This is a genomic window from Burkholderia latens (assembly GCF_902499045.1).
Lineage (GTDB): Bacteria > Pseudomonadota > Gammaproteobacteria > Burkholderiales > Burkholderiaceae > Burkholderia > Burkholderia latens.
The window spans coordinates 16,915-35,412 of record NZ_CABVPL010000006.1 but is presented as its reverse complement, the minus strand read 5'-3'; the positions used below and the strand labels follow the sequence as shown (position 1 = coordinate 35,412).

General features: G+C 67.2%; 16 protein-coding genes. 9 read left to right on the top strand and 7 right to left on the bottom strand.

The window, feature by feature from the left end; genetic code table 11:
- Positions 1–13: 13 nt before the first annotated feature.
- The 3 genes from BSE24067_RS06280 to BSE24067_RS06270 form a co-directional block, all read right to left on the bottom strand.
- Positions 14–3,481, bottom strand: coding sequence for a GLUG motif-containing protein (locus tag BSE24067_RS06280; RefSeq protein ID WP_174904712.1), 3,468 nt, complete (start codon positions 3,479–3,481; stop codon positions 14–16).
- Positions 3,482–3,655: 174 nt separating this feature from the next.
- On the bottom strand, positions 3,656–5,218 hold the full coding sequence (locus BSE24067_RS06275; RefSeq protein WP_151066441.1) for a ShlB/FhaC/HecB family hemolysin secretion/activation protein: 1,563 nt from the start codon (positions 5,216–5,218) through the stop codon (positions 3,656–3,658).
- 635 nt (positions 5,219–5,853) lie between these two features.
- The gene (locus tag BSE24067_RS06270; protein WP_151066440.1) at positions 5,854–6,870 is read right to left on the bottom strand and encodes a 1-aminocyclopropane-1-carboxylate deaminase; all 1,017 of its coding nucleotides are present in this window, start codon (positions 6,868–6,870) and stop codon (positions 5,854–5,856) included.
- A gap of 193 nt (positions 6,871–7,063) precedes the next feature.
- On the opposite strand from BSE24067_RS06270, the gene BSE24067_RS06265 reads away from it, so the two are divergent.
- The 3 genes from BSE24067_RS06265 to BSE24067_RS06255 all read left to right on the top strand — a co-directional run bounded on the left by BSE24067_RS06265 (position 7,064) and on the right by BSE24067_RS06255 (position 10,640).
- Entirely contained in the window at positions 7,064–7,564 is a 501-nt protein-coding gene (locus tag BSE24067_RS06265; protein WP_151066439.1) for an Lrp/AsnC family transcriptional regulator, read from the top strand.
- Between the two features lie 340 nt (positions 7,565–7,904).
- A complete protein-coding gene (poxB, locus tag BSE24067_RS06260) occupies positions 7,905–9,626 on the top strand; it encodes a ubiquinone-dependent pyruvate dehydrogenase (protein ID WP_151066438.1) in 1,722 nt (573 codons plus the stop codon).
- A 423-nt stretch (positions 9,627–10,049) separates the two neighbouring features.
- The gene (locus tag BSE24067_RS06255) at positions 10,050–10,640 is read left to right on the top strand and encodes a class I SAM-dependent methyltransferase (RefSeq protein ID WP_151066437.1); all 591 of its coding nucleotides are present in this window, start codon (positions 10,050–10,052) and stop codon (positions 10,638–10,640) included.
- 44 nt (positions 10,641–10,684) lie between these two features.
- Here the strand turns inward: BSE24067_RS06255 and BSE24067_RS06250 are convergent, their stop codons facing one another.
- The gene (locus tag BSE24067_RS06250; protein ID WP_151066436.1) at positions 10,685–11,272 is read right to left on the bottom strand and encodes a class I SAM-dependent methyltransferase; all 588 of its coding nucleotides are present in this window, start codon (positions 11,270–11,272) and stop codon (positions 10,685–10,687) included.
- A 443-nt stretch (positions 11,273–11,715) separates the two neighbouring features.
- Between BSE24067_RS06250 and BSE24067_RS06245 the strand changes: the two genes are divergently transcribed.
- Complete coding sequence (locus BSE24067_RS06245) at positions 11,716–12,057, top strand: hypothetical protein (protein ID WP_151066435.1); 342 nt, start codon at positions 11,716–11,718, stop codon at positions 12,055–12,057.
- A gap of 114 nt (positions 12,058–12,171) precedes the next feature.
- Positions 12,172–12,747 carry a hypothetical protein gene (locus BSE24067_RS06240; protein ID WP_151066434.1) on the top strand — a complete coding sequence of 192 codons (576 nt, stop codon included), beginning with the start codon at positions 12,172–12,174 and terminating at the stop codon, positions 12,745–12,747.
- A 30-nt stretch (positions 12,748–12,777) separates the two neighbouring features.
- On the opposite strand, the gene BSE24067_RS06235 is transcribed toward BSE24067_RS06240, so the two are convergent.
- Positions 12,778–13,653, bottom strand: a complete 876-nt coding sequence (locus BSE24067_RS06235; RefSeq protein WP_151066433.1) for a LysR family transcriptional regulator — start codon at positions 13,651–13,653, stop codon at positions 12,778–12,780.
- 163 nt (positions 13,654–13,816) lie between these two features.
- Here BSE24067_RS06235 and BSE24067_RS06230 point away from each other — a divergent pair, with 163 nt between their 5' ends.
- Genes BSE24067_RS06230 through BSE24067_RS06220 form a run of 3 tightly spaced genes read left to right on the top strand, consistent with a single transcriptional unit; the run spans position 13,817 to position 15,827 of the window.
- On the top strand, positions 13,817–15,145 hold the full coding sequence (locus BSE24067_RS06230) for a DUF3422 family protein (protein WP_151066432.1): 1,329 nt from the start codon (positions 13,817–13,819) through the stop codon (positions 15,143–15,145).
- 30 nt (positions 15,146–15,175) lie between these two features.
- On the top strand, positions 15,176–15,376 hold the full coding sequence (locus BSE24067_RS06225; RefSeq protein ID WP_151066431.1) for a hypothetical protein: 201 nt from the start codon (positions 15,176–15,178) through the stop codon (positions 15,374–15,376).
- Positions 15,377–15,392: 16 nt separating this feature from the next.
- Complete coding sequence (locus tag BSE24067_RS06220) at positions 15,393–15,827, top strand: GNAT family N-acetyltransferase (RefSeq protein WP_151066430.1); 435 nt, start codon at positions 15,393–15,395, stop codon at positions 15,825–15,827.
- 14 nt (positions 15,828–15,841) lie between these two features.
- On the opposite strand, the gene BSE24067_RS06215 is transcribed toward BSE24067_RS06220, so the two are convergent.
- Positions 15,842–16,738, bottom strand: coding sequence for a LysR family transcriptional regulator (locus tag BSE24067_RS06215; protein ID WP_151066429.1), 897 nt, complete (start codon positions 16,736–16,738; stop codon positions 15,842–15,844).
- 122 nt (positions 16,739–16,860) lie between these two features.
- Here BSE24067_RS06215 and tam point away from each other — a divergent pair, with 122 nt between their 5' ends.
- Entirely contained in the window at positions 16,861–17,649 is a 789-nt protein-coding gene (tam, locus tag BSE24067_RS06210; protein ID WP_151066428.1) for a trans-aconitate 2-methyltransferase, read from the top strand.
- A gap of 42 nt (positions 17,650–17,691) precedes the next feature.
- Here the strand turns inward: tam and BSE24067_RS06205 are convergent, their stop codons facing one another.
- Positions 17,692–18,282 carry a GNAT family N-acetyltransferase gene (locus BSE24067_RS06205; protein WP_151066427.1) on the bottom strand — a complete coding sequence of 197 codons (591 nt, stop codon included), beginning with the start codon at positions 18,280–18,282 and terminating at the stop codon, positions 17,692–17,694.
- Positions 18,283–18,498: the final 216 nt, after the last annotated feature.

Below are 18,498 nucleotides of genomic sequence, written 5' to 3'. Positions count from 1 at the left end.
CATCGAATCGCGCTCACGGGCGTACGGCACCGATATTGAGACCGACGAGCGAACCGGAGGTCTGCCCATAGCCGGCCACGGTTTCGACGCGACTGGTGGTCGACGAGCCATAGATGGAGCCGAAATTGGCGCCGACGAGGCCGCCCAGGAACGCATATCGCCCGCCGGAAACCGTGCCGCTCGACGAGGAATTCCGGATGACGCCGCCACCGTGGCCGACGAGACCGCCGACGAAGCTGTCGTCGCCGCCCTTGACGGAGCCCGCCGCGCTCGACTTCTCGATCGTGCCGGCGAGCTGGCCGGCCAGCCCGCCGACCTTGGCATTCGCACCCGCCTCGACGTTGCCCGAAGCCGTCGACTGAGACACGCTACCGCCTTGGCTATGGCCGATCAGACCGCCGGCGCTCGCGTTGTCGAGCGCCTTGACCGACCCGCTGGCGCGAGCGTCGGAGATGGTTCCCTGAAAATTCCGGCCGACCAGGCCACCAACGACGGCGGAATAACCGGCGGACGCGTTGCCGCTTGCTTTCACCGACTTCAGCATGCCGAGGTTCAGACCGGCGAAGCCGCCCACGACGCTCGCGTAACGGCCGGTGACGTTGCCGGTCGCGCTCGACGTGTCGATGGCGCCGGAGTTGAAGCCCGCGAAGCCGCCGGCGTTGCCGTTGTCGCTCGCGATCACGTCGCCGGTTGCATCGGACGCGCTGATGCGGCCGGCGCCGTTGGCGCCGACGAAGCCGCCCGCGTTGCTGCTTGGGCCGCCCAGAACCGTGCCGCTTGCCTTCGAGACTTCGATGATCCCGTCGTTCTGACCGGCGAAGCCGCCGACCGTCGATTGGAGTCCCCCCTTCACCTGACCAAGCGCGTTCGACGCATGGATACGCCCCGCTTGATCGTTGCGGCCGACCAGACCACCCGCCGTGCCGCCGTTGCCGACGGCGACATTGCCGCTGGCGGTTGACGCGTCGATATCGCCCGAGTTGGTACCGGCGAGCCCGCCGACTGCCCAGCTTCCGTTGCCTGCCGTCACGTTGCCGGTGGCTTTCGACGCGTTGATGTGGCCGTGGTTTGCACCGACGAGACCGCCAGCGGTGCCGCTGCCGTTGACCGCCACGTCGCCGTTGGCCGTGGATGCGCCGATGTCGCCGAAGTTGATGCCGGCGAGGCCGCCCGCCGTGCTGTCGGTACCGACCGCGATCTTGCCGCTGGCGTGCGATGCCGAGATGGCGCCGAAGTTCATGCCGGCGATGCCGCCGGCAACGGCGTTCTGGCCAGCCGCAACGGTTGCCGTTGCGGACGATGACGCGTTTCTGATCATGCCTCCGTCATCGTTCAGCCCGACGAGGCCGCCAATCATTGCCGAATTGCCCGTTGCCGTCACGGTGCCCTTGCTCGACGAGCCGTCGATCGTGCCCGTGTTGTGGCCGACCAGCCCGCCGGTGGTACCCGCGCCTGCGACCTTCACATTCACGTCGGTGTGACTGTCGCGGATCGTCGCGGCGATCCAGTCGGTCAACTGACCGTTCACCCAGTCCTTTCTGGAGAAGTTCTCCCCGACGAGGCCGCCGACGGCGAATGCGTCGCGCTCGCCTTCGACGCGACCGGATACCGACGCGTGTTCGATCGTGCCGCCGTAGTTGCTGCCGACGAGGCCGCCGACGATCGTGCCGGCCTTGCCGGTGACCGCGACATCCTTGGCCGCCACGTTGGAGATCGTGCCGAAGTTGTAGCCGGCCAGCGCGCCGACCGAAACCGGTGAGCCGTACGGTCGGGTTGCAGCGGTCGCCGTGATGTTCGACAGCGCGAGGTTGGAGATGGAGCCGTGGTTCACCGCGAACAGGCCGACGACGTTGTAGCCGGGGTTCGACACGTTCAGGCGGCTGACGGTGTTGCCAAGGCCGTCGAACTTGCCGACGAACGACTTGTCGATGCCGATGCTGCGGAAGCTGGCGCCGCGGCCGTCGATCGCATTGCCGACCACGTAGCGGCCCGTCAGGTCGTTGTCGATGCGACGCAGATCGTCGACGGTGTGCAGGACCGTGTAGCCTTCGCCGTTCGCGCTGAACGACGCGTTGTTGCCGGACAGCGTGACGACGGCCCTGTCGTTGGTTAGGTCGCGGCCGTTCTTCGCGTTCAGTTCGAGGTGTGCGTTCTGGCCGGTCAGTTTGACCGCGTCGTTGATGCGGATCTTGTCGGCTGCGTTGGCCGCCACGCGAGCGTTCGTGCCCGTTGCCGACAATGCCTGTCGAAGATCGACGCTGCCCTTCCGCGCGGTCAGCGTCAGTGCGTTGTCGCTGGTCCACGCGAGCGCGCCGTCGACGCTCAGGTCGCCTTGCGTATTGCTCAGTGCGACGTTGGTGGTGCCGAGATTGCGCGACAGCGTGTCCGCCGCGATCGAGCGGTCACCGCCGTTCGTGCCATTCACGCCCGCGTTGGCCGCTTCGATCGACCACGTGCCAGCCGCATTGCCCGCACGCGTGTCGACGTTCGTATCGGCAGCGACGTTCACGCGCTGGCCGCGCGTGACGATCGAGCCGGCCTGCGCACCGGCTACCGCTGCGCTGGCATCGAGCTTGCCGCCGACGTTGACGGTGTCGCCGTCGAGCGTGATCTTGCCGCCGCGGCTGGCGAAGCCCTTCGCTTCGATCGTGCCGGTGTTGTTGACCACGGCGTTGAGCAGGTTGCCGGCCGCGCGTGCGGTCATCAGCACTTCGCCGCCGTCGGCCTTGAGCAGCCCGCCGTTGATGGCCTGCGCATCGACCGCGCCGCCCTCGACCTGCAGGCTGAGCAGGTCGCTGCCGTCGAAATTGACCTTGAACGCATTGCCCGCGCCGAGCGCGACGCGGCCCATCTTCGCCTGGATCACGCCGTTGTTCGACACACGCGCGCCGAGCAGCGCGACGCTGCCGCCGTCGGCCGCGGTAATCTTGCCGTCGTTGACGATCGACGCGGCGGCGTTACCGGCGAAGCGGTAGTTGCCGGCGAGGAAGTCGGCGTCGGAAATGGCTTGAGTCGACGCGACGAGACCGCCGACGTTGACCTGCGCGCCGGAGCCGAACAGCACGCCGTTCGGGTTGACGAGGAACACCTTGCCGTTGGCGTCGATGCTGCCGTGGATCTGGCTGCCGTTGTTGCCGATCACGCGGTTCAGCGCGATGGACTGACTGCCGGGCTGGTGAAAGGAGACACGCTCGCCGCCGGCGACATCGAACGACTGCCAGTTGGTGACGAGCTTGTCGGAATGCTGATTGATGGACATCGACTTGCCGTCGGCATCGCGGAGGATGTCGGCCTTGCCGGCGGTGATGGCTTCGCCGGTGGGCAGTGCGAACGCGGGCAGGGCAGCGAGGCCGAGCAGGGAGACGGCGGTGGCGGCGAGGCGCTTGCCGCCGCTCGACTTGCCATGCCGGCGCGCGGTTTCCCCGACCGCGCTCCAGCAGCCCTGGGCCTGGTTCCAGACCAGTGCGTAGGTCTTGTTCATCGTTATTTTGTCCTTGTAGTGAGTACCGGTGATGCGATTTGATCTGTAAACCTAATCAAATCGCGAGGCGAGCGGCCTGGAGGCCGCCCGATGCGTCGCGGATGGCGTCGCCCTCCGCGTGAAGACCGGCCGGGCTCGCCGGAAGCCGGGCCCGGCCAGGTCGTCCCTGACCGCTCAGAAATACTGGGCGGCCTGTAACCAGACGCTCGGCGAACGCGTGACCGTTGCGACCTTGTCGGCGTTGCCGAGCGGCAGCGCGGCCGTCACGTTCACCTGCCGGCGCGAGCCGAACCAGCTGACGCCGAGGCCGATCGACGACAACTGCACGGTGTTGCGTTCGTTGCTCCACCGTTGCTTGCTGAACTGCACGCGGCCGGTATCGACGAAGGTGCTGACCTGCCATCCGGGCGCCGCGAGATAGCGCAGTTCCGCGCTGGTCTGCCAGCCCTGGTCGCCGCTGCCTGCGCCGAGCGCATACGCGCGCACGCCATATGGGCCGCCGAGACTGAATTTCTCGGACGAATCGAGATTGCGCGACGACAATTGCGCGCCGAATTGCGTGAACAGCTGGAACCGGGCGCCGAGCGCCTGCAGCCGCAGTGCGTTGACGCTGAGCTTCGTGAAACGGCCGTGCGTTTTCGCGTAGTCGTTCATCTGGAGCGGATCGTTGCCGCGCAGGCGGCCGGTGCCGAGCATCGCCGAAAAGCCGTTGCGGCCGCCGCCGAGCCAGCCGTCCTGGCTGTTGCCGCTGATGCCGAACGACCACAGATCGACGTGCTTGTCGCTGACGATGCCGTAGGCGCCGTACGTGTCGCGAAGCTGCTTGTTCTCGTACGTGACCTGCACATTCACGCTCGCGCGGCGGCTGCGCACCAGCGGCTGCGTGACGAACGCGCTACGCACGCTCGCACTGCCGCGATAGCCGAGCGCCTCGAGGCTGCCGCCTATCCGGTAGTTCATGTCCGAATAGGCGACGCCGATGCGCGTTGACGCCGGGCCGACCGGCACCTGATACGCGGTGCGGTAATAGCGCTGGTGCGTATTGCTCGTCAGGCCGCGCAGCGAGAACTGGTCGCCGAGCCGCAGCGGCGCATTGACGTCGACGCTGCCGGTGGCGCGGTAGCGGCCCGTGAGCGGATCGCCGAAGTTGTCGAGCTCGATCGAGCCGTTCGCGAGCGGGCCGCGCTCGGCGTCGATCACGAGATCCGTCGTGCCCGGTTCGGCGCCCGGCCTCAGCGTACCCTTGGCATCGACGCCGGGCATTTCGTCGAGCAGGGTGAGGCTGCGCTCGAGGTCCGGCCCGCGCACGGTGCCGCCGGGCTGCAACGCCGCGAGCGGCTGGCGCAATGCGCGCTCGAGCACGCGCGTGCCGTTGTGCAGTTCGATGTTCCCGTACCGGCCTTCGACGACCGCGATGCGGACGACGCCGTTTTCGATGTCCTGATGCGGCAGGTAAGCGCGGGCGAGCACGTAGCCGTGCGCGCGGTAATAGGCGGTGATGCGGCCGGCTGCCTGCTGGAGTTCGCCGAAGCTGAGGTCATGGCCGATCAGGTCGGCGAGTACCGCATTCAGTTGGGCAGCGGAAAAGGCTGCGTTGCCTTCCAAGTCGAACGCGTGGACGGCCACCCGCGGGCCGGTGTCGTCGGATGCCGGGGCGGTGGGTTCCGATCGGGGCAGATCGATGTCGGGAGATTGGGGTACCGACACGGTGGGCCGCGTAGTTTCTATATCGCGCATCGTCTGGCCGGCGCTGGGCACTTGTGCTTGCGAGAGGCCGGGAATCAACAGGGCGATGGCGATGCCGCCGACGCGAAAGGATGCTGGCGCACGGCCTGCCTGCGTGCTCGATGGCGCGTCCCCGGAAGCGCCGGCATTCGACGCGGTTGCTTCCAGAGTTGCCGGCACGTTGATGCAACGGATGGCGCGAATATCCCACCTCGGATTCATTGTTGCGAAGGCGGCTCGTTGCTTGCGAGCCGACACGTTGAATGCCGGGGATATTACGAAACGCTTGCGCGCATGGGTATTGAATAAGTACTAGCGCATTGGTGTGGTTGATGCGTTTTGTCTGATTTTGTGGAAGTGGGTGGCCGCATGAGCCAATCGCACGATGTATGACCGCTTCAATACATATACGACTGCCCCGTATCGGACGACTCCGATCGCGATGCGCCGCGCCGGGCAACGCTTGGAGATGGAGCGAGATGTAAATCGGGATGGCCGATGACGAGTGAAACAACCGCACTCGGATTTGCAAGGGACGACTGCGGCTTCGGCACCTTGGACGCAGCCGGCCGCAATGGGTGCGCGAGCGCGAACCGCTGCGCGATGCGGTGCGGGCCGTGACGCGCGCCGCGCCGCATCGCGCGCCCTCAACCCTCGCGGAAGATGGCGTTGTAGGCGCTCAACGCCGGCACCCCGCCCAGGTGCGCATACAGCACCTTCGAACCCGGCTCGAATTCTCCGAGCCGCACCTTGTCGATCATCGCGTGCATCGATTTCCCTTCGTAGACGGGGTCGGTGAGCACGCCTTCCAGCCGCGCGCACAGCCGGATCGCTTCCAGCGTGCCATCGCTCGGCAAACCGTATTCGGGCCCGCCGTAACGCGTGTCGAGCACGATGTCCTGATCGACGATGTCGCGGCCAAGCCCGACCAGCTCGGCCGTATGGCGGGCGATGCGCGTGATCTGTTCGCGCGTCTGTTCCGGCTTGGCCGATGCGTCGACGCCGATCACGCGATCCGCGCGTCCGTCGGCCGCGAAACCGACGACCATCCCCGCCTGCGTGCTGCCCGTCACCGAGCAGACCACGACGTAATCGAACTTGAAGCCGAGTTGCGCTTCCTGCTCGCGCACCTCCTCCGCGAAGCCGACGAAGCCGAGCCCGCCGAGCGGATGCTCGGAACAGCCGGCCGGAATCGGATACGGCTTGCCGCCCGCCTGGCGCACGCTCTCCATCGCGTCTTCCCAGCTGCGGCGAATGCCGATGTCGAAACCGTCGGAAACGAGCCGCACGTCGGCGCCCATCATCCGCGACAGCTGAATGTTGCCGACGCGGTCGTACACGGGATCCTCGTAGTTGACCCAGTGCTCCTGCACGAGCACGCACTTCATCCCGAGATGCGCGGCGACGGCAGCGACCTGGCGCGTCTGGTTCGACTGCACGCCGCCGATCGACACGAGCGTATCGGCGCCTTTCTCCAGGGCATCCGGTATCAGGTATTCGAGCTTGCGTGTCTTGTTGCCGCCGAACGCGAGACCGCTATTGCAGTCCTCGCGCTTCGCATACAGCTCGACCTTGCCGCCGAGATGCGCACTGAGGCGTTTCAGCGGCAGGATGGGCGTCGGGCCGAACGTCAGTGGATAACGAGGGAAGCGTTGGAGGTTCATCGGCAGGGCTCCGGAAGGAATACAAACGGGAATCGGATCGTTCGGGCGCGACCGGCAGGCCGTGCGCCGATCAGAAAAATGATAGGCAGAAGCGCGGGAAATGAGCTTGCGAAATGAATTGCATCAACCTACGTTATCGGCGATAAAACCGGGAATCGGATAATTTCGATTCGTAGAACGGGAGATTCGTGCAATGAAATTAGGTCGTGGCAACGCATCGCCGGCCGATGCCGCACCGGCGCTCGATCGCATCGATCGCGCGATCCTGCGGCAGCTGCAGCAGGACGCGTCGATCTCGAACGTGAGCCTTGCGGCGAAAGTGAAGCTGAGCGCGCCGGCGTGCCTGCGGCGCGTCGAGCGGTTGAAGGAAATGGGGCTGATTCGCAACATCGTCGCGCTGCTGGACCCTAAGCCGCTCGGCGCCGGGATGCTGGTCGTGATCGGCTTCGTGCTCGATCGCTCGACGCCGGAAACGTTCGCCGCGTTCGAGAAGGCCGCGCAGAAGGTGTCGGGGTGCGTCGAATGTCACGTCGTCACCGGTGAATTCGACTATTTCATGCTGGTGCGTACGCGCGACAACGACAGCTTCAACCGGCTGCACGCGGAACAACTGCTGTACCTGCCCGGCGTGCGGCAAGTGCGCTCGTTCATGGTGCTCAAGGAGATCCTGTCGACGCACGCGCTGCCGGTGTAGCGCAGCGCGGTGGCGGCGGCCGGGCGGACGCTCGCGGGGGGCCGGACGGATGGCGCCCGGCCGAACCCGCGTTGGCCTGTGGGCGGGAATTGCGTGCGCAGCGGCGACGCGCGTCCGAACTTGCGCAAAGGGCTCCCGGCTGCGCGGACGCGCACGGTCGCGCCGTCCTGCCGGTCGGCACAACGCCCGGCGATCCGCCCCGCGGCGCCTGCGCGCATACCGCATGCACCGTCACGACACCGTTCGGCACGATCGCGTATGCTCGTCCCGTCATCGGCGAAGGCAGCAGGCGCCGGAGCCGGATCAATCGTGTGACGACCAATCGACGAGCGAGGGCATCATGGCAAGACAGACGATGGCGGAATATCTGGCGAAGACGCTGGCGGCAGCGGGCGTCGACCGCATCTGGGGCGTGACGGGCGACAGCCTGAACGGGCTGTCGTTCAGCCTGAGCCAGATCGGCTCGATCCGCTGGATGCATACGCGGCACGAGGAAAGCGCCGCATTCGCGGCCGGCGCGGATGCCGCATCGACCGGGCGGCTCGCGGTGTGCGCGGGCAGCTGCGGCCCCGGCAATCTTCACCTGATCAACGGGCTGTACGATTGTCACCGCAATCACCAGCCGGTGCTCGCGATCGCCGCGCACATTCCATCGACCGAGATCGGCCTCGGCTACTTCCAGGAAACCCATCCGCAGGAGCTCTTCCGCGAGTGCAGCCATTTCGCGGAACTCGTGACCAACGCATCGCAGTTCCCGCGCGTGCTCGCGCGCGCGATGCGCACTGCGATCGACGAGCGCGGTGTCGCGGTGATCGTGCTGCCGGGCGACATCGCGCTCGGCGACGGCCCGGAAGAAGCACCCGCGTGGAGCGAATCGGCGCCGCCGTCGATCGTGCCGGCGGACGCCGATCTCGACCGGCTCGCGGCGCTGCTCAACGGGTCCGACGCGGTCACGCTGCTGTGCGGCAGCGGCACGCAGGGCGCGCACGACGAAGTGGTCGCGCTGGCCGATACGCTCGGCGCGCCGGTCGTGCACGCGCTGCGCGGCAAGCAGTTCGTCGAATGGGACAACCCGTTCGACGTCGGGATGACCGGGCTGATCGGCTTCAGCTCCGGCTATCACGCGATGGAATCGTGCGACACGCTGCTGATGCTCGGCACGGATTTCCCGTACCGGCCGTTCTATCCGGCAGACGCGAAGATCGCGCAGATCGACTGGAAGGGCTCGCAGCTCGGACATCGCGCGCCGCTTGCGCTGGGGCTCGTCGGCACGGTCAAGGACACGATCGCGGCGCTGCTGCCGCGCCTCACGCGCAAGACGCAGCGGCGCTTCCTCGAGAACGCGCTGAAGCACTACGCGGCCGCGCGCAAGGGCCTCGACGATCTCGCGGTGGCCGAGCCGCCGGGCCGCGCGATCCATCCGCAATACCTGACGAAGATCGTCGACGAAGTCGCGGCGGAGGATGCGATCTTCACGGCCGACGTCGGCACGCCGACGCTATGGGCCGCGCGCTACCTGACGATGAACGGCAAGCGCCAGCTGCATGGCTCGTTCAATCACGGTTCGATGGCGAACGCGATGCCGCAGGCGCTCGGCGCGCAGGGCGCGCATCCGGGGCGGCAGGTCGTATCGCTGTCGGGCGACGGCGGGCTGTCGATGCTGCTCGGCGATCTGCTGACCGCACGCCAGCTGAAGCTGCCGATCAAGATCGTCGTCTACAACAATAGCCTGCTCGGCTTCGTGTCGATGGAGCTGAAGGCGGCGGGCTACCTCGACACGAACGTCGACCTGAGCCCGACCGACTTCGCGGCGATCGCGAAGGGCGCGGGGATCTTCAGCGTGCGCGTCGAGCATTCGGAGAACGTCGAGCATGCGCTGCGCACCGCGTTCGCGCACGACGGGCCGGCAGTGGTCGACGTCGTCACGTCGAAGTACGAACTCGCGATGCCGCCGAAGATCGAGCTCGCGCATGCGAAGGGTTTCAGCCTGTTCATGCTGCGCGCGATCCTGAGCGGGCGCGGCGATGAAATCGTCGAACTCGGGCGGACCAACCTGCGTTGACGTAGCCGGGCGACGGGGTCGCGGCCGCGCCGGGCGATCGGCGAGTTGCGCTTGCGACCGGCGATCGGCGATCGGTTCGGCCGGCCCGGCTTCGACGGCGCGATGTGGCGCTGTCGCCCGATGAATGACGGAGAGACGCGTCGCGCGCCGCTGCAACGCACGTTCATCGCAGGACGCGATCCGCGCGATCCCGGCGACACCGCGACCGCCAATCAGACATTCCGCGCCCGGCGCAATCCGGGACTATCTTCACGTCGCCTTAAGTTTGCATTTCCTAGAATCGATTGGCCGCCGCCTGACGCGGCGGCCGGTTTGTCCAAGGAGGATGCACGTGAGCGTGAGAAAACCCCGTGTCGCCGCAACGCCGTTCCGCGCGGTCGTTGGCATGCCGAAGCTCGACGCGCCATCGCGCGAGGCGGGCCGATGACGTGGCCGAATGCGTTGCGCGTGTCGGCATTGTTCGTACGCGAGTGGGTCGGGCGCCCGGCCGCGGTGGGGGCGTTGTGCCCGAGTTCGCGGCATCTGGCGCGCGCGATGGCCGATGCGGTGCCCGACGGCGACGGCCTCGTCGTCGAGCTCGGGGGCGGCACGGGTGCGATCACGGCCGCACTGCTCGAGCGCGGCGTCGCGCCGCGGCGCCTCGTCGTGGTCGAACGCTCGCCCGCGTTCGTCCGGCATCTGCGGCGCCGCTTTCCAGGCATCACGGTCGTTGCCGGGGACGCGCGGCAGCTCGAGCGGATGTTGCCGCCCGATGCGCGCGTCGATGCGATCGTGTCTTGCCTGTCGCTGCGCACGCTGCCGCGAGACGACGTGACGGCGATCGTCGCTCAATGTCGTCGCGTGCTGTCCGCCGGCGGCGTGATGATTCAATTCACTTACGATTTGCGGCCGCCCGGCCGTCGTCCGCTGGGTCATTCGGCATTTGTTGCCGGCGCGAGCCGGATCGTCTGGGCAAATATTCCGCCTGCGCGCATCGTCGCGATGCGCGCGGTCGCGATCGAAGAAGCGGCGTGATTGCCGTGCCGCGCTTTCGTTGACCGATGTTGGAGGCGCGGTCGCTACTTCGTCGCGAGCACGCATGCGAGCGGATGCGACGGCGTGCCGTTGCGCTGCACGGCCACGGACACGAAACCGGCGTCGGTCATCAGGCGCGCGAGTTTCTCGGGGCGGTGCGCATCGTACGGCGCACGATCGATGTCGCGCACGGTGATCGCGACGATTCCGTCGCGTCGGACGACGCGGCGCAATTCGGCCAACCCGCGCATCGGCGCGTGCCAGAAATAGATGCAGTTGATCGAAAACGCCTTGTCGAACGCACCGTCCGCGAACGGCAGCGCGTCGACGGAGCCGAGCGCGAGGCGGACGCGCCCCTCGTCGATGGTCGCGCGATTCAGACGCTTCGCCGCGGCCAGCATCGTCAGCGAATGATCGACGCCGGCGATTCGGCAGGATGGCGCCATGTCGGTGGCGAGCTTGATTGCATCGCCGGGGCCGAAACCGACCTCGAGTACGCGGTCGCTGTCCCCAACCGACAACAGCGATAGCGTCCATACGTTGTCCAGCCGGTTGTGCCGACGCATGATCCGGCCGGCGATGCGCCCGGCCAGCCCGCGCGGAAGTCCGGATTGCCCGAGATGAGTCGTCATGGTCGTGTCCCTGTGCGGCCAGAGGGAAGCAAACGACGTGCCGCTTTCGGCGAGCGCGGCGCGCCGCGGCGGCGAGCGGGCGCCCGTAGCCGTTCGTCGTCCGCACGGCTCCGATGCGACCGCACGTGTCGGGGCCGGATCGGCATCCGCGATTGGGCGACAGGCGAGCTCGTATTGCTTGACGACGTGACGGTCGACGCGTTGCGACGAGCGGCGAGGGGGCGCTCACGGAATTCTCGCAGCGGAGCGTCAGCCCGCCTGCCGCGCGGCGCGCGCGCGTTGGCCGACGAGCCGCCGGATCGACCGTTGTCCGCCAGCGAACGCCGGGTGGAAGAACCGCATGCCGTTTTTGCACCGCAATGCCGTTTTTTTGCACGGTATTTAGGGCGTGCTTTCTAAGCTGGTGACGTGTTCGACAGCCTGGGACGCCGTCCGTCCGCACCATGCCCGTCATCGATCCCGTACCCGCGTTCGACGTTGGCGGCCGCCGCGCCGTCGCCCGGCTTCCACCGTCCCCGCGCCTGCAGTTGCCCGTCACGCTGACGGCCGATGCCGGCGCGCCCGCACCCGCCCGGCTGGCGGCGCTGCTGCATTCGCCGCTCGGCGTATATGTCGCCAGTGCGCGCGTCGTGCACGACGTGATCCATGTGCGATTCGACATCGCGCCCGACGACCTCGGCTTCACGCTGCACATGCTGATCGCGCAGCAGGCCGACGCCGTGATCGGCCCGGTCGCACGCCGGTCGGCGGCCGGCGGGCGCGGGGTGCCGGCGGAGGCACGCTGATTGCTCGTACGATCCGCTGCCGTTTCGCTGGCCGCCGTGCTGTCCGCCGGCCGCGTGCGGCGGACGTTTGTGCGCCGCGTCGAACGCGGCGCTGGCCTTCGACAAGGAGGATCCATGTATCTCACCGAAGAAGTACACACCGCGCGCCCCGCCAGCCGTCGCGTGCGCGTGGTGACGCTGCCGTCGAGCAGACAGCTTGCCCGGCAGCTGCTGGTGACGGTTCGCGCGGCGGACGTGCTGCTGCGCCAGGCGATCCGGTTGCCGGATCGTCATCAATGGTCGGTCGACATCGAGCGTGTCGACGCGGCCGGCGGCCCGCTGGCCGCGTGGGATTCACACGTGACGTTCCGCGTCGCGAAGGTGTTCCCGCCGACGGTCGACGCGAACGCGCGCGCCGCGGATCCCGACCAGGTCGAAGTCGAGATCCGGCTGTTTCTGCCCGAGCAGGCGTATATGGGCGAGCACCGCGTCGGCATCTTCGGCCGGCGGCACGGCAACCGGTTCGGTGCGACGCTATCCGTGACGGCCGGATCGAAGTGGGGCGGCCGCCGCAACGAATGCATTCCGCCCGCCGGACGGCACGTGCATGGCGACACGCTGGAAGCGCTCGTCGACACGGTGGCGGGCATCGTGAACACCGCGCTGATCACGGCCGGTCAGTCGCACCATTCGAAATCCGGCGGTTCGTGACGGCGCACGCGGCGCGCGCCTGACGATGGTTCACGCGTCGGCGGTCTGGCCGGTTTGCCGTTGCAGGTCTTCCATCAGTTGTTCCGCGAGAAAGTCGCACGGCGGGCGCTTCGATTTCGTGCTGCGCGCGAGGATCAGTTCCAGCGGCGGCAGATCGGGCAGCCCGTGCGAGCGGCCGAGCATCGACAGCTGCGCGGGAATCGCGCAGCGCGCGAGCGGCGCGACGGCCAGGCCGGCCTCGACCATGCTGAGCAGCCCGAGCAGGCTCGGGCTTTCATACGACGTGCGGAACGGTAGCTTCGCGCGTTCGAGGCTGCGGATTGCGTTCTCGCGCGCGACGCTGCCCGGCATGAACACCGCGATCGGCAGCGGCCGTTCTTCCCACACGCGCGGGCCGTTCGTCATCGCGGCCCACGCCATCGGTTCGTGGCGAATGAAATCGCCGGACAGCCCCTTGATGCGCGTGCCGCATACGAGATCGACGGTGCCTTCCTTCAGAAGCGGCGCGAGCGCGCTGCTCGGCAGCCCGATCACCTGGATCTCGACCTTCGGATAGGTCGCCGAAAACTTCTTCAGCACCGACGGCAGCAGCGACGATGCATAGTCGTCCGGCACGCCGATCACGACTTTACCGGTCACTTCCGGGCGCACGACGGCCGCCCACGCCTCGTCGCGCAGCGCCAGCATTCGTCTGGCGAATCCCAGCAGCACCTCGCCTTCGCGCGTCAGCACGATGCTGCGCGGCTTGCGCACGAACAGCGGCCGCCCGATCGCGTCCTCGAGGCTCTTGATCTGCATGCTCACGGCGGACTGCGAGCGGTTCACCGCCTCGGCGGCGCGGGTCATGTTGCCGGTTTCCGCAACGGCGACGACGGTGGCCAGCACGTCGTGATCGAGCATCTTCATCGGTATCAGGAAAACTGAACGTAACGATCAGCATTATGCGTTTTTATTGTCGCAATGTGTCTGCCATAGTGGAACGAAGCGGGCCCCGTATCGTTCGATGCAGGGCGGCAAATCACGCCGGCGCGCCCGGCATGCAGCGTTGAACAGGGAAGAGTGTGTACCGATGATCGATCATCCGTTGCGCGCCGCACTGGCCGCGGAATTGCATGCGCGGCCATTCCTGCGGATCGCCGAAGCCGTGTCGCTTACGCATTACGCGATCTACGCGGACGGCCAGCCCGACATCCACGAAACGCTGTTGCACGCGCTGTGCCGCGACACCGGCATCACCGCGCCGCACGAAGGCGCGACCCACTACGCGGCGCAGTCGCCGTGCGGCTGGCATCTGAAGTGGGAGCGCCATACCGAATTTTCGACGTTCACGTTCGTCGCGCCGCGCCGCGACACCGGCTATTTCGACGATCTGGCGATCGAAGGGATTCCTGCCGAGTGGTTCGCGCGGCTTGCGGGCATCCGTTTCGTCGCGGTGCGCATGGAGCTGCTGTCCGGCGATGCGGCGCGGCTCGTGTGCGGCGACCTGCGCCGCTGGATCGACGGGCCCGCGCTCGTCGGCAGCAACGTGCTCGGCGGCGGCAAGGTGTTCTGCGACTGGCATGTGCGCGACGACGGCTTCATGCGCTTTCTCGTCGTCGACGAGGATTTCCGCGAGGAACAGGGCGGCCGTCTGCTGCAACGCTTCCATGAGATCGAGACGTACCGGATGATGGCGCTGCTCGCGCTGCCGGTCGCGCGGCAGATGAGCCGCGAGCTCGACGAGATTCATGCGGCGCTGCACGCGCTGATGCAGCGGATGGACGCGAGCGGCGCCGACGGCGACGACGCGGCGCTGCTCGTGAAGCTCACGCACCTCGCAGTGCGGGTCGAAGCGCTGTCGGGTTCCGGCGGCCGCTTCAGTGCATCGCGCGCGTACGAAAAGCTCGTGCTGGCGCGCATTCACGAACTGCGCGAGGAGCGCATCGAAGGGATGCCGACGATCGCCGAATTCATGGAGCGGCGTTTCGCGCCGGCAATGGAAACGTGCCGCAGCGTGTGGGCGCGCCACGAGCAGATCGCCGCGCGGATCGCGCGCGCGGTCGACCTGTTGCGTACGCGCGTGAATCTCGCGCAGGAAAAGGACGTGACGCGGCTGCTGGCCGGCATGGAGCGCACCGCGCGCAATCAGCTTCATCTTCAGCATGCGGTCGAAGGGCTGTCGGTGGCGGCCATTTCGTACTATGTGCTGTCGCTCGCGACCGCGGCGTTCAAGGCGCTGCACGTGATGAACCTGCCGGTCGATCCAGAACTGGCGGAAGGCCTGCTGATCGCGCCGGTCGTGTTCGCGGTGATTCACATCACGCGGCGTACGCGCGCGCAGCTGGCGCACTCGGAGGCCGCGCATGACCGCGCAGCCGCGCCGGCGGTGCACACGGCGGCGTTGAAGCAGGCAAGTTAGAACATCAACGACATATCAACAGGAGTGGAGATGACTTTTACGCAAACGCAACCTGAGTTTTTCACCGGCCTCGATGCATTCGATGAGCCCGTTTGGGACGAATCCGGCGCGCCGGAAGAAACGCAGGTCACGTCGTATCAGGCAGTGCTGCAAGAGCCGATGACGTCGCTGGTCGGCGGGACGGCCGATCGGCCGGATGTCGCGGCGGTCGCGATTCTCGGGTACAACTGACGCGCGTTCGCCATTCATGACCCCGCATCCCGCCGTTTCCCTTCAACTGACGGATACCGAGCAGCCGGCAGCGCGCGATTTCATCAGTCGCAAGCTCGGCGAATTCAACCATGCGATGACGGGGCGCGCCGATTCGGCGGCGCTCGACGTCTACGTGACCGATCCCGCGACCGGCGAGGTGCTCGGCGGCCTCACCGGCCGCACGTCGCTCGGCCTGTTCTTCATCGATCTCTTCTATCTGCCGGAATCGTTGCGCGGCGGCGGCTTCGGCAGCAGGCTGCTGCGCGAGGCCGAAGCGGAGGCGAAGCGGCGTGGCTGCGCGCGCGCGGTGCTGTACACGATTTCGTTCCAGGCACCCGAGTTCTACCGCAAGCACGGGTACGAGGCTTTCGGCGAAGTGCCGTGCGAACCGGAAGGGGCGGCGCGCGTGTTCATGGTCAAGGTGCTCTGAGAGGCGCCCCTGAGTCATCGTCCCGGCGTGCCGCGCTCGACGATCATGTCGTACAGCGCCTGCGCCGCCGGCGACAGCTGCGCGGCCTTGCGCTTGACCAGCACGAGCGTGCGCGACACCGACGGTTCGACGAGTTCGATCGTGCGGATCATCGGATACGCGTTCTTCTGGATCGCGAGCTTCGGCACCACGGCCGCGCCGAGGCCTTCCGCGACGAGCCCGAGCGCGGTCGAACTGCGCTGCACTTCGTAGAACGAATGCAGCGACACGCCGCTCGTCTTCAGCGCACCTTCGAGCAACCCGCGATTGCCGCTGACCTCGCCCGCGAAGATCAGCGGATGCGGTTGCAGGGCTTCCCAGCGGATCCGTCGCCGCTTTGCGAGCGGATGATCGTCGCGGCACACGAGCACGTACGGATCGTGCGTGAGCGGCACGCTGACGAGTTCCGGATGCTGATCGCCGGCGATGCCGATGCCGAATTCCGCTTCGCGACGCAGCACCGCCTGCAGCACCGATGCCGAAGCGTGATCGAGGATCTTCACGCGATCGTGCGGCCGATGTCCGGAGAACGCGCGCAGAATGCGCGGCAGATACTGCACGCCCACCGTCGGCACGCATGCGATCGTCACGTCGCCGCGCTGGCTCAGGCCCGTTTCGCGAATTTCGGTCAGCGCGTCCGACAACTCGTTCAGCAGCCGCCGCGCCTGCGGCAGGAAACGCCGGCCAATTTCGGTGAGGGTCGTGCGGCGCGTCGTTCGCTCGATCAGCGCGACACCGAGAAACGACTCCAGCTTGCGCAGCCGTTGCGTGATGGCCGTTTGCGTGACGTGCAGCGAATCGGCTGCCTGCCTGAAGCTGCCACCGTCGGCGATGGCGACGAAAGCCTGAACACCCAGCGTATCGATCTTCATCAGAAATATGAATCAATGACGAAATTAAATTCATTTTACTGACGAACGACGGAATCGCAGAATGGGCCGCGTCGATGACCGATCGACCACCGACACCACCCACGCCGACCAGGAGGCATGCCGTGACGACCCCACTCGATCAATACGCGAACCAGTACGTGCGATTCGAAGACGAGCGCACGCGCCCCGTACGCGACCTGCTCGCCGCGGTGCCGGATACGCCGATCCGTACCGCGATCGACATTGGCTGCGGGCCCGGCAATTCGACCGAGGCGCTGATCGCGCGTGCGCCCGACGCAACGGTCCACGGCATCGATGCATCGCCGGACATGATCGCCGCCGCGCGCAAGCGGCTGCCCGCGCTGCGTTTCGATCTCGCGGACGTGTCGACGTGGGACGATCCGGGCGGCTACGACCTGATCCTGTCGAATGCGGTGCTGCAATGGGTGCCCGCGCACGACACGCTCTTTCCGTCGCTGGTCGCGCGGCTCGCGCCGGGCGGCCACCTTGCGGTGCAGATGCCCGACAACCTCGACGAACCCGCGCACCGGCTGATGCGCGAAGTCGCGGCGGCCGGGCCGTGGTCGCACAAGCTGAAAGACGCCGCGCGCACCGAGCGGTTCGACGCGCGCTACTACTACGCGCTGTTGTCGCCGTCGTGTTCTCGGGTCGATGTGTGGCGCACGACTTACTACCATCCGCTGCGCGGCACCGATGCGGTCGTCGAATGGTTCAAGGGCAGTGCGTTGCGGCCATTCCTCGCCGCGCTGGACGACGACAGCGAACGCGATGCGTTCATCGCGCGCTACCGCGATGCGCTCGCCGGACCGGACGGCTATCCGGTGCTCGACGACGGCACCGTGCTGCTGCCGTTTCCGCGGCTGTTCATCGTCGCGACTCGCCGGTCATGAAAATGTAGAACCGCAACCGGCGACGCCGCGTGTGGCCGCACGTCACGATAGCGGCCGCATCGATTCCGGATCGACGATGCGGCTCCTGGCACGCTGGCCGTCGCGCAGATCCTTGTACCAGAACAGCGCGACTTCGCCGTCGTTTATGCCGTCGGCATACAGGAAGCGGTCGTGGCCGCCGACGACGAAGCCGGCACGCGCATACGTGCAGCAGGCCGCGACGTTGTTCGCCTGCGTTTCCAGCCGCATGAAGCCGAACTCGCAGCCGCGCGCCCAGGCTTCGGCGGCCGCCAGCAGGAACTGGCCGATCCCTTGCCGCCTGCATGCGCGGTCGACCGCGAGTTCCGCGATCTCGGCCATGCCGTTCCAGCTTTCGCCGATCGCGACGAACCCCGCGAGGCGGCCGCCCACGGTCGCGCGGAACAGCGCGTTGCGGCCGGACGCGTCGCGCGCCAAGACGGCCGGATCGAAGCCGTAGTCCTTGCGCCGCACGGGCAGCGCGCGCAAGTCGAGCAGGTCCGCGTACGGTGCGTTCAGCTCCCACGCGATGTCGAACGAGAAGTCGCATCCGTTCAGTTCGTCGGCGGTCAGATCGGCTGCCTGCTCGATGCTGATGTGCCCGGCTCGGTCCATGTGTCGGTGTCCTGTCTTCAGCGGGATTGCCTGGGTTGTCGCGAACGCGAGCGCCGCCGCACCGCGGCGAGCCGGATCGCGCCCGTTCCTGCTTCGAGCGGCTGCGCGCGCACGATGCTTCATCGTTGCGGCAGCGTTCAACGCCCGATTATGCGCGATATCGGCGCGGATTCTGGCACGCATCGACTGCCGAGTGCGAGTGCCCCAACAAGGTAC

Excerpts from the sequence above, each read along its gene's own strand:
- BSE24067_RS06280 (WP_174904712.1), bottom strand. The coding sequence starts at position 3,481 with ATGAACAAGACCTACGCACTGGTCTGGAACCAGGCCCAGGGCTGCTGG.
- BSE24067_RS06275 (WP_151066441.1), bottom strand. The coding sequence starts at position 5,218 with ATGCGCGATATAGAAACTACGCGGCCCACCGTGTCGGTACCCCAATCT.
- BSE24067_RS06270 (WP_151066440.1), bottom strand. The coding sequence starts at position 6,870 with ATGAACCTCCAACGCTTCCCTCGTTATCCACTGACGTTCGGCCCGACG.
- BSE24067_RS06265 (WP_151066439.1), top strand. The coding sequence starts at position 7,064 with ATGAAATTAGGTCGTGGCAACGCATCGCCGGCCGATGCCGCACCGGCG.
- poxB (WP_151066438.1), top strand. The coding sequence starts at position 7,905 with ATGGCAAGACAGACGATGGCGGAATATCTGGCGAAGACGCTGGCGGCA.
- BSE24067_RS06255 (WP_151066437.1), top strand. The coding sequence starts at position 10,050 with ATGACGTGGCCGAATGCGTTGCGCGTGTCGGCATTGTTCGTACGCGAG.
- BSE24067_RS06250 (WP_151066436.1), bottom strand. The coding sequence starts at position 11,272 with ATGACGACTCATCTCGGGCAATCCGGACTTCCGCGCGGGCTGGCCGGG.
- BSE24067_RS06245 (WP_151066435.1), top strand. The coding sequence starts at position 11,716 with ATGCCCGTCATCGATCCCGTACCCGCGTTCGACGTTGGCGGCCGCCGC.
- BSE24067_RS06240 (WP_151066434.1), top strand. The coding sequence starts at position 12,172 with ATGTATCTCACCGAAGAAGTACACACCGCGCGCCCCGCCAGCCGTCGC.
- BSE24067_RS06235 (WP_151066433.1), bottom strand. The coding sequence starts at position 13,653 with ATGAAGATGCTCGATCACGACGTGCTGGCCACCGTCGTCGCCGTTGCG.
- BSE24067_RS06230 (WP_151066432.1), top strand. The coding sequence starts at position 13,817 with ATGATCGATCATCCGTTGCGCGCCGCACTGGCCGCGGAATTGCATGCG.
- BSE24067_RS06225 (WP_151066431.1), top strand. The coding sequence starts at position 15,176 with ATGACTTTTACGCAAACGCAACCTGAGTTTTTCACCGGCCTCGATGCA.
- BSE24067_RS06220 (WP_151066430.1), top strand. The coding sequence starts at position 15,393 with ATGACCCCGCATCCCGCCGTTTCCCTTCAACTGACGGATACCGAGCAG.
- BSE24067_RS06215 (WP_151066429.1), bottom strand. The coding sequence starts at position 16,738 with ATGAAGATCGATACGCTGGGTGTTCAGGCTTTCGTCGCCATCGCCGAC.
- BSE24067_RS06205 (WP_151066427.1), bottom strand. The coding sequence starts at position 18,282 with ATGGACCGAGCCGGGCACATCAGCATCGAGCAGGCAGCCGATCTGACC.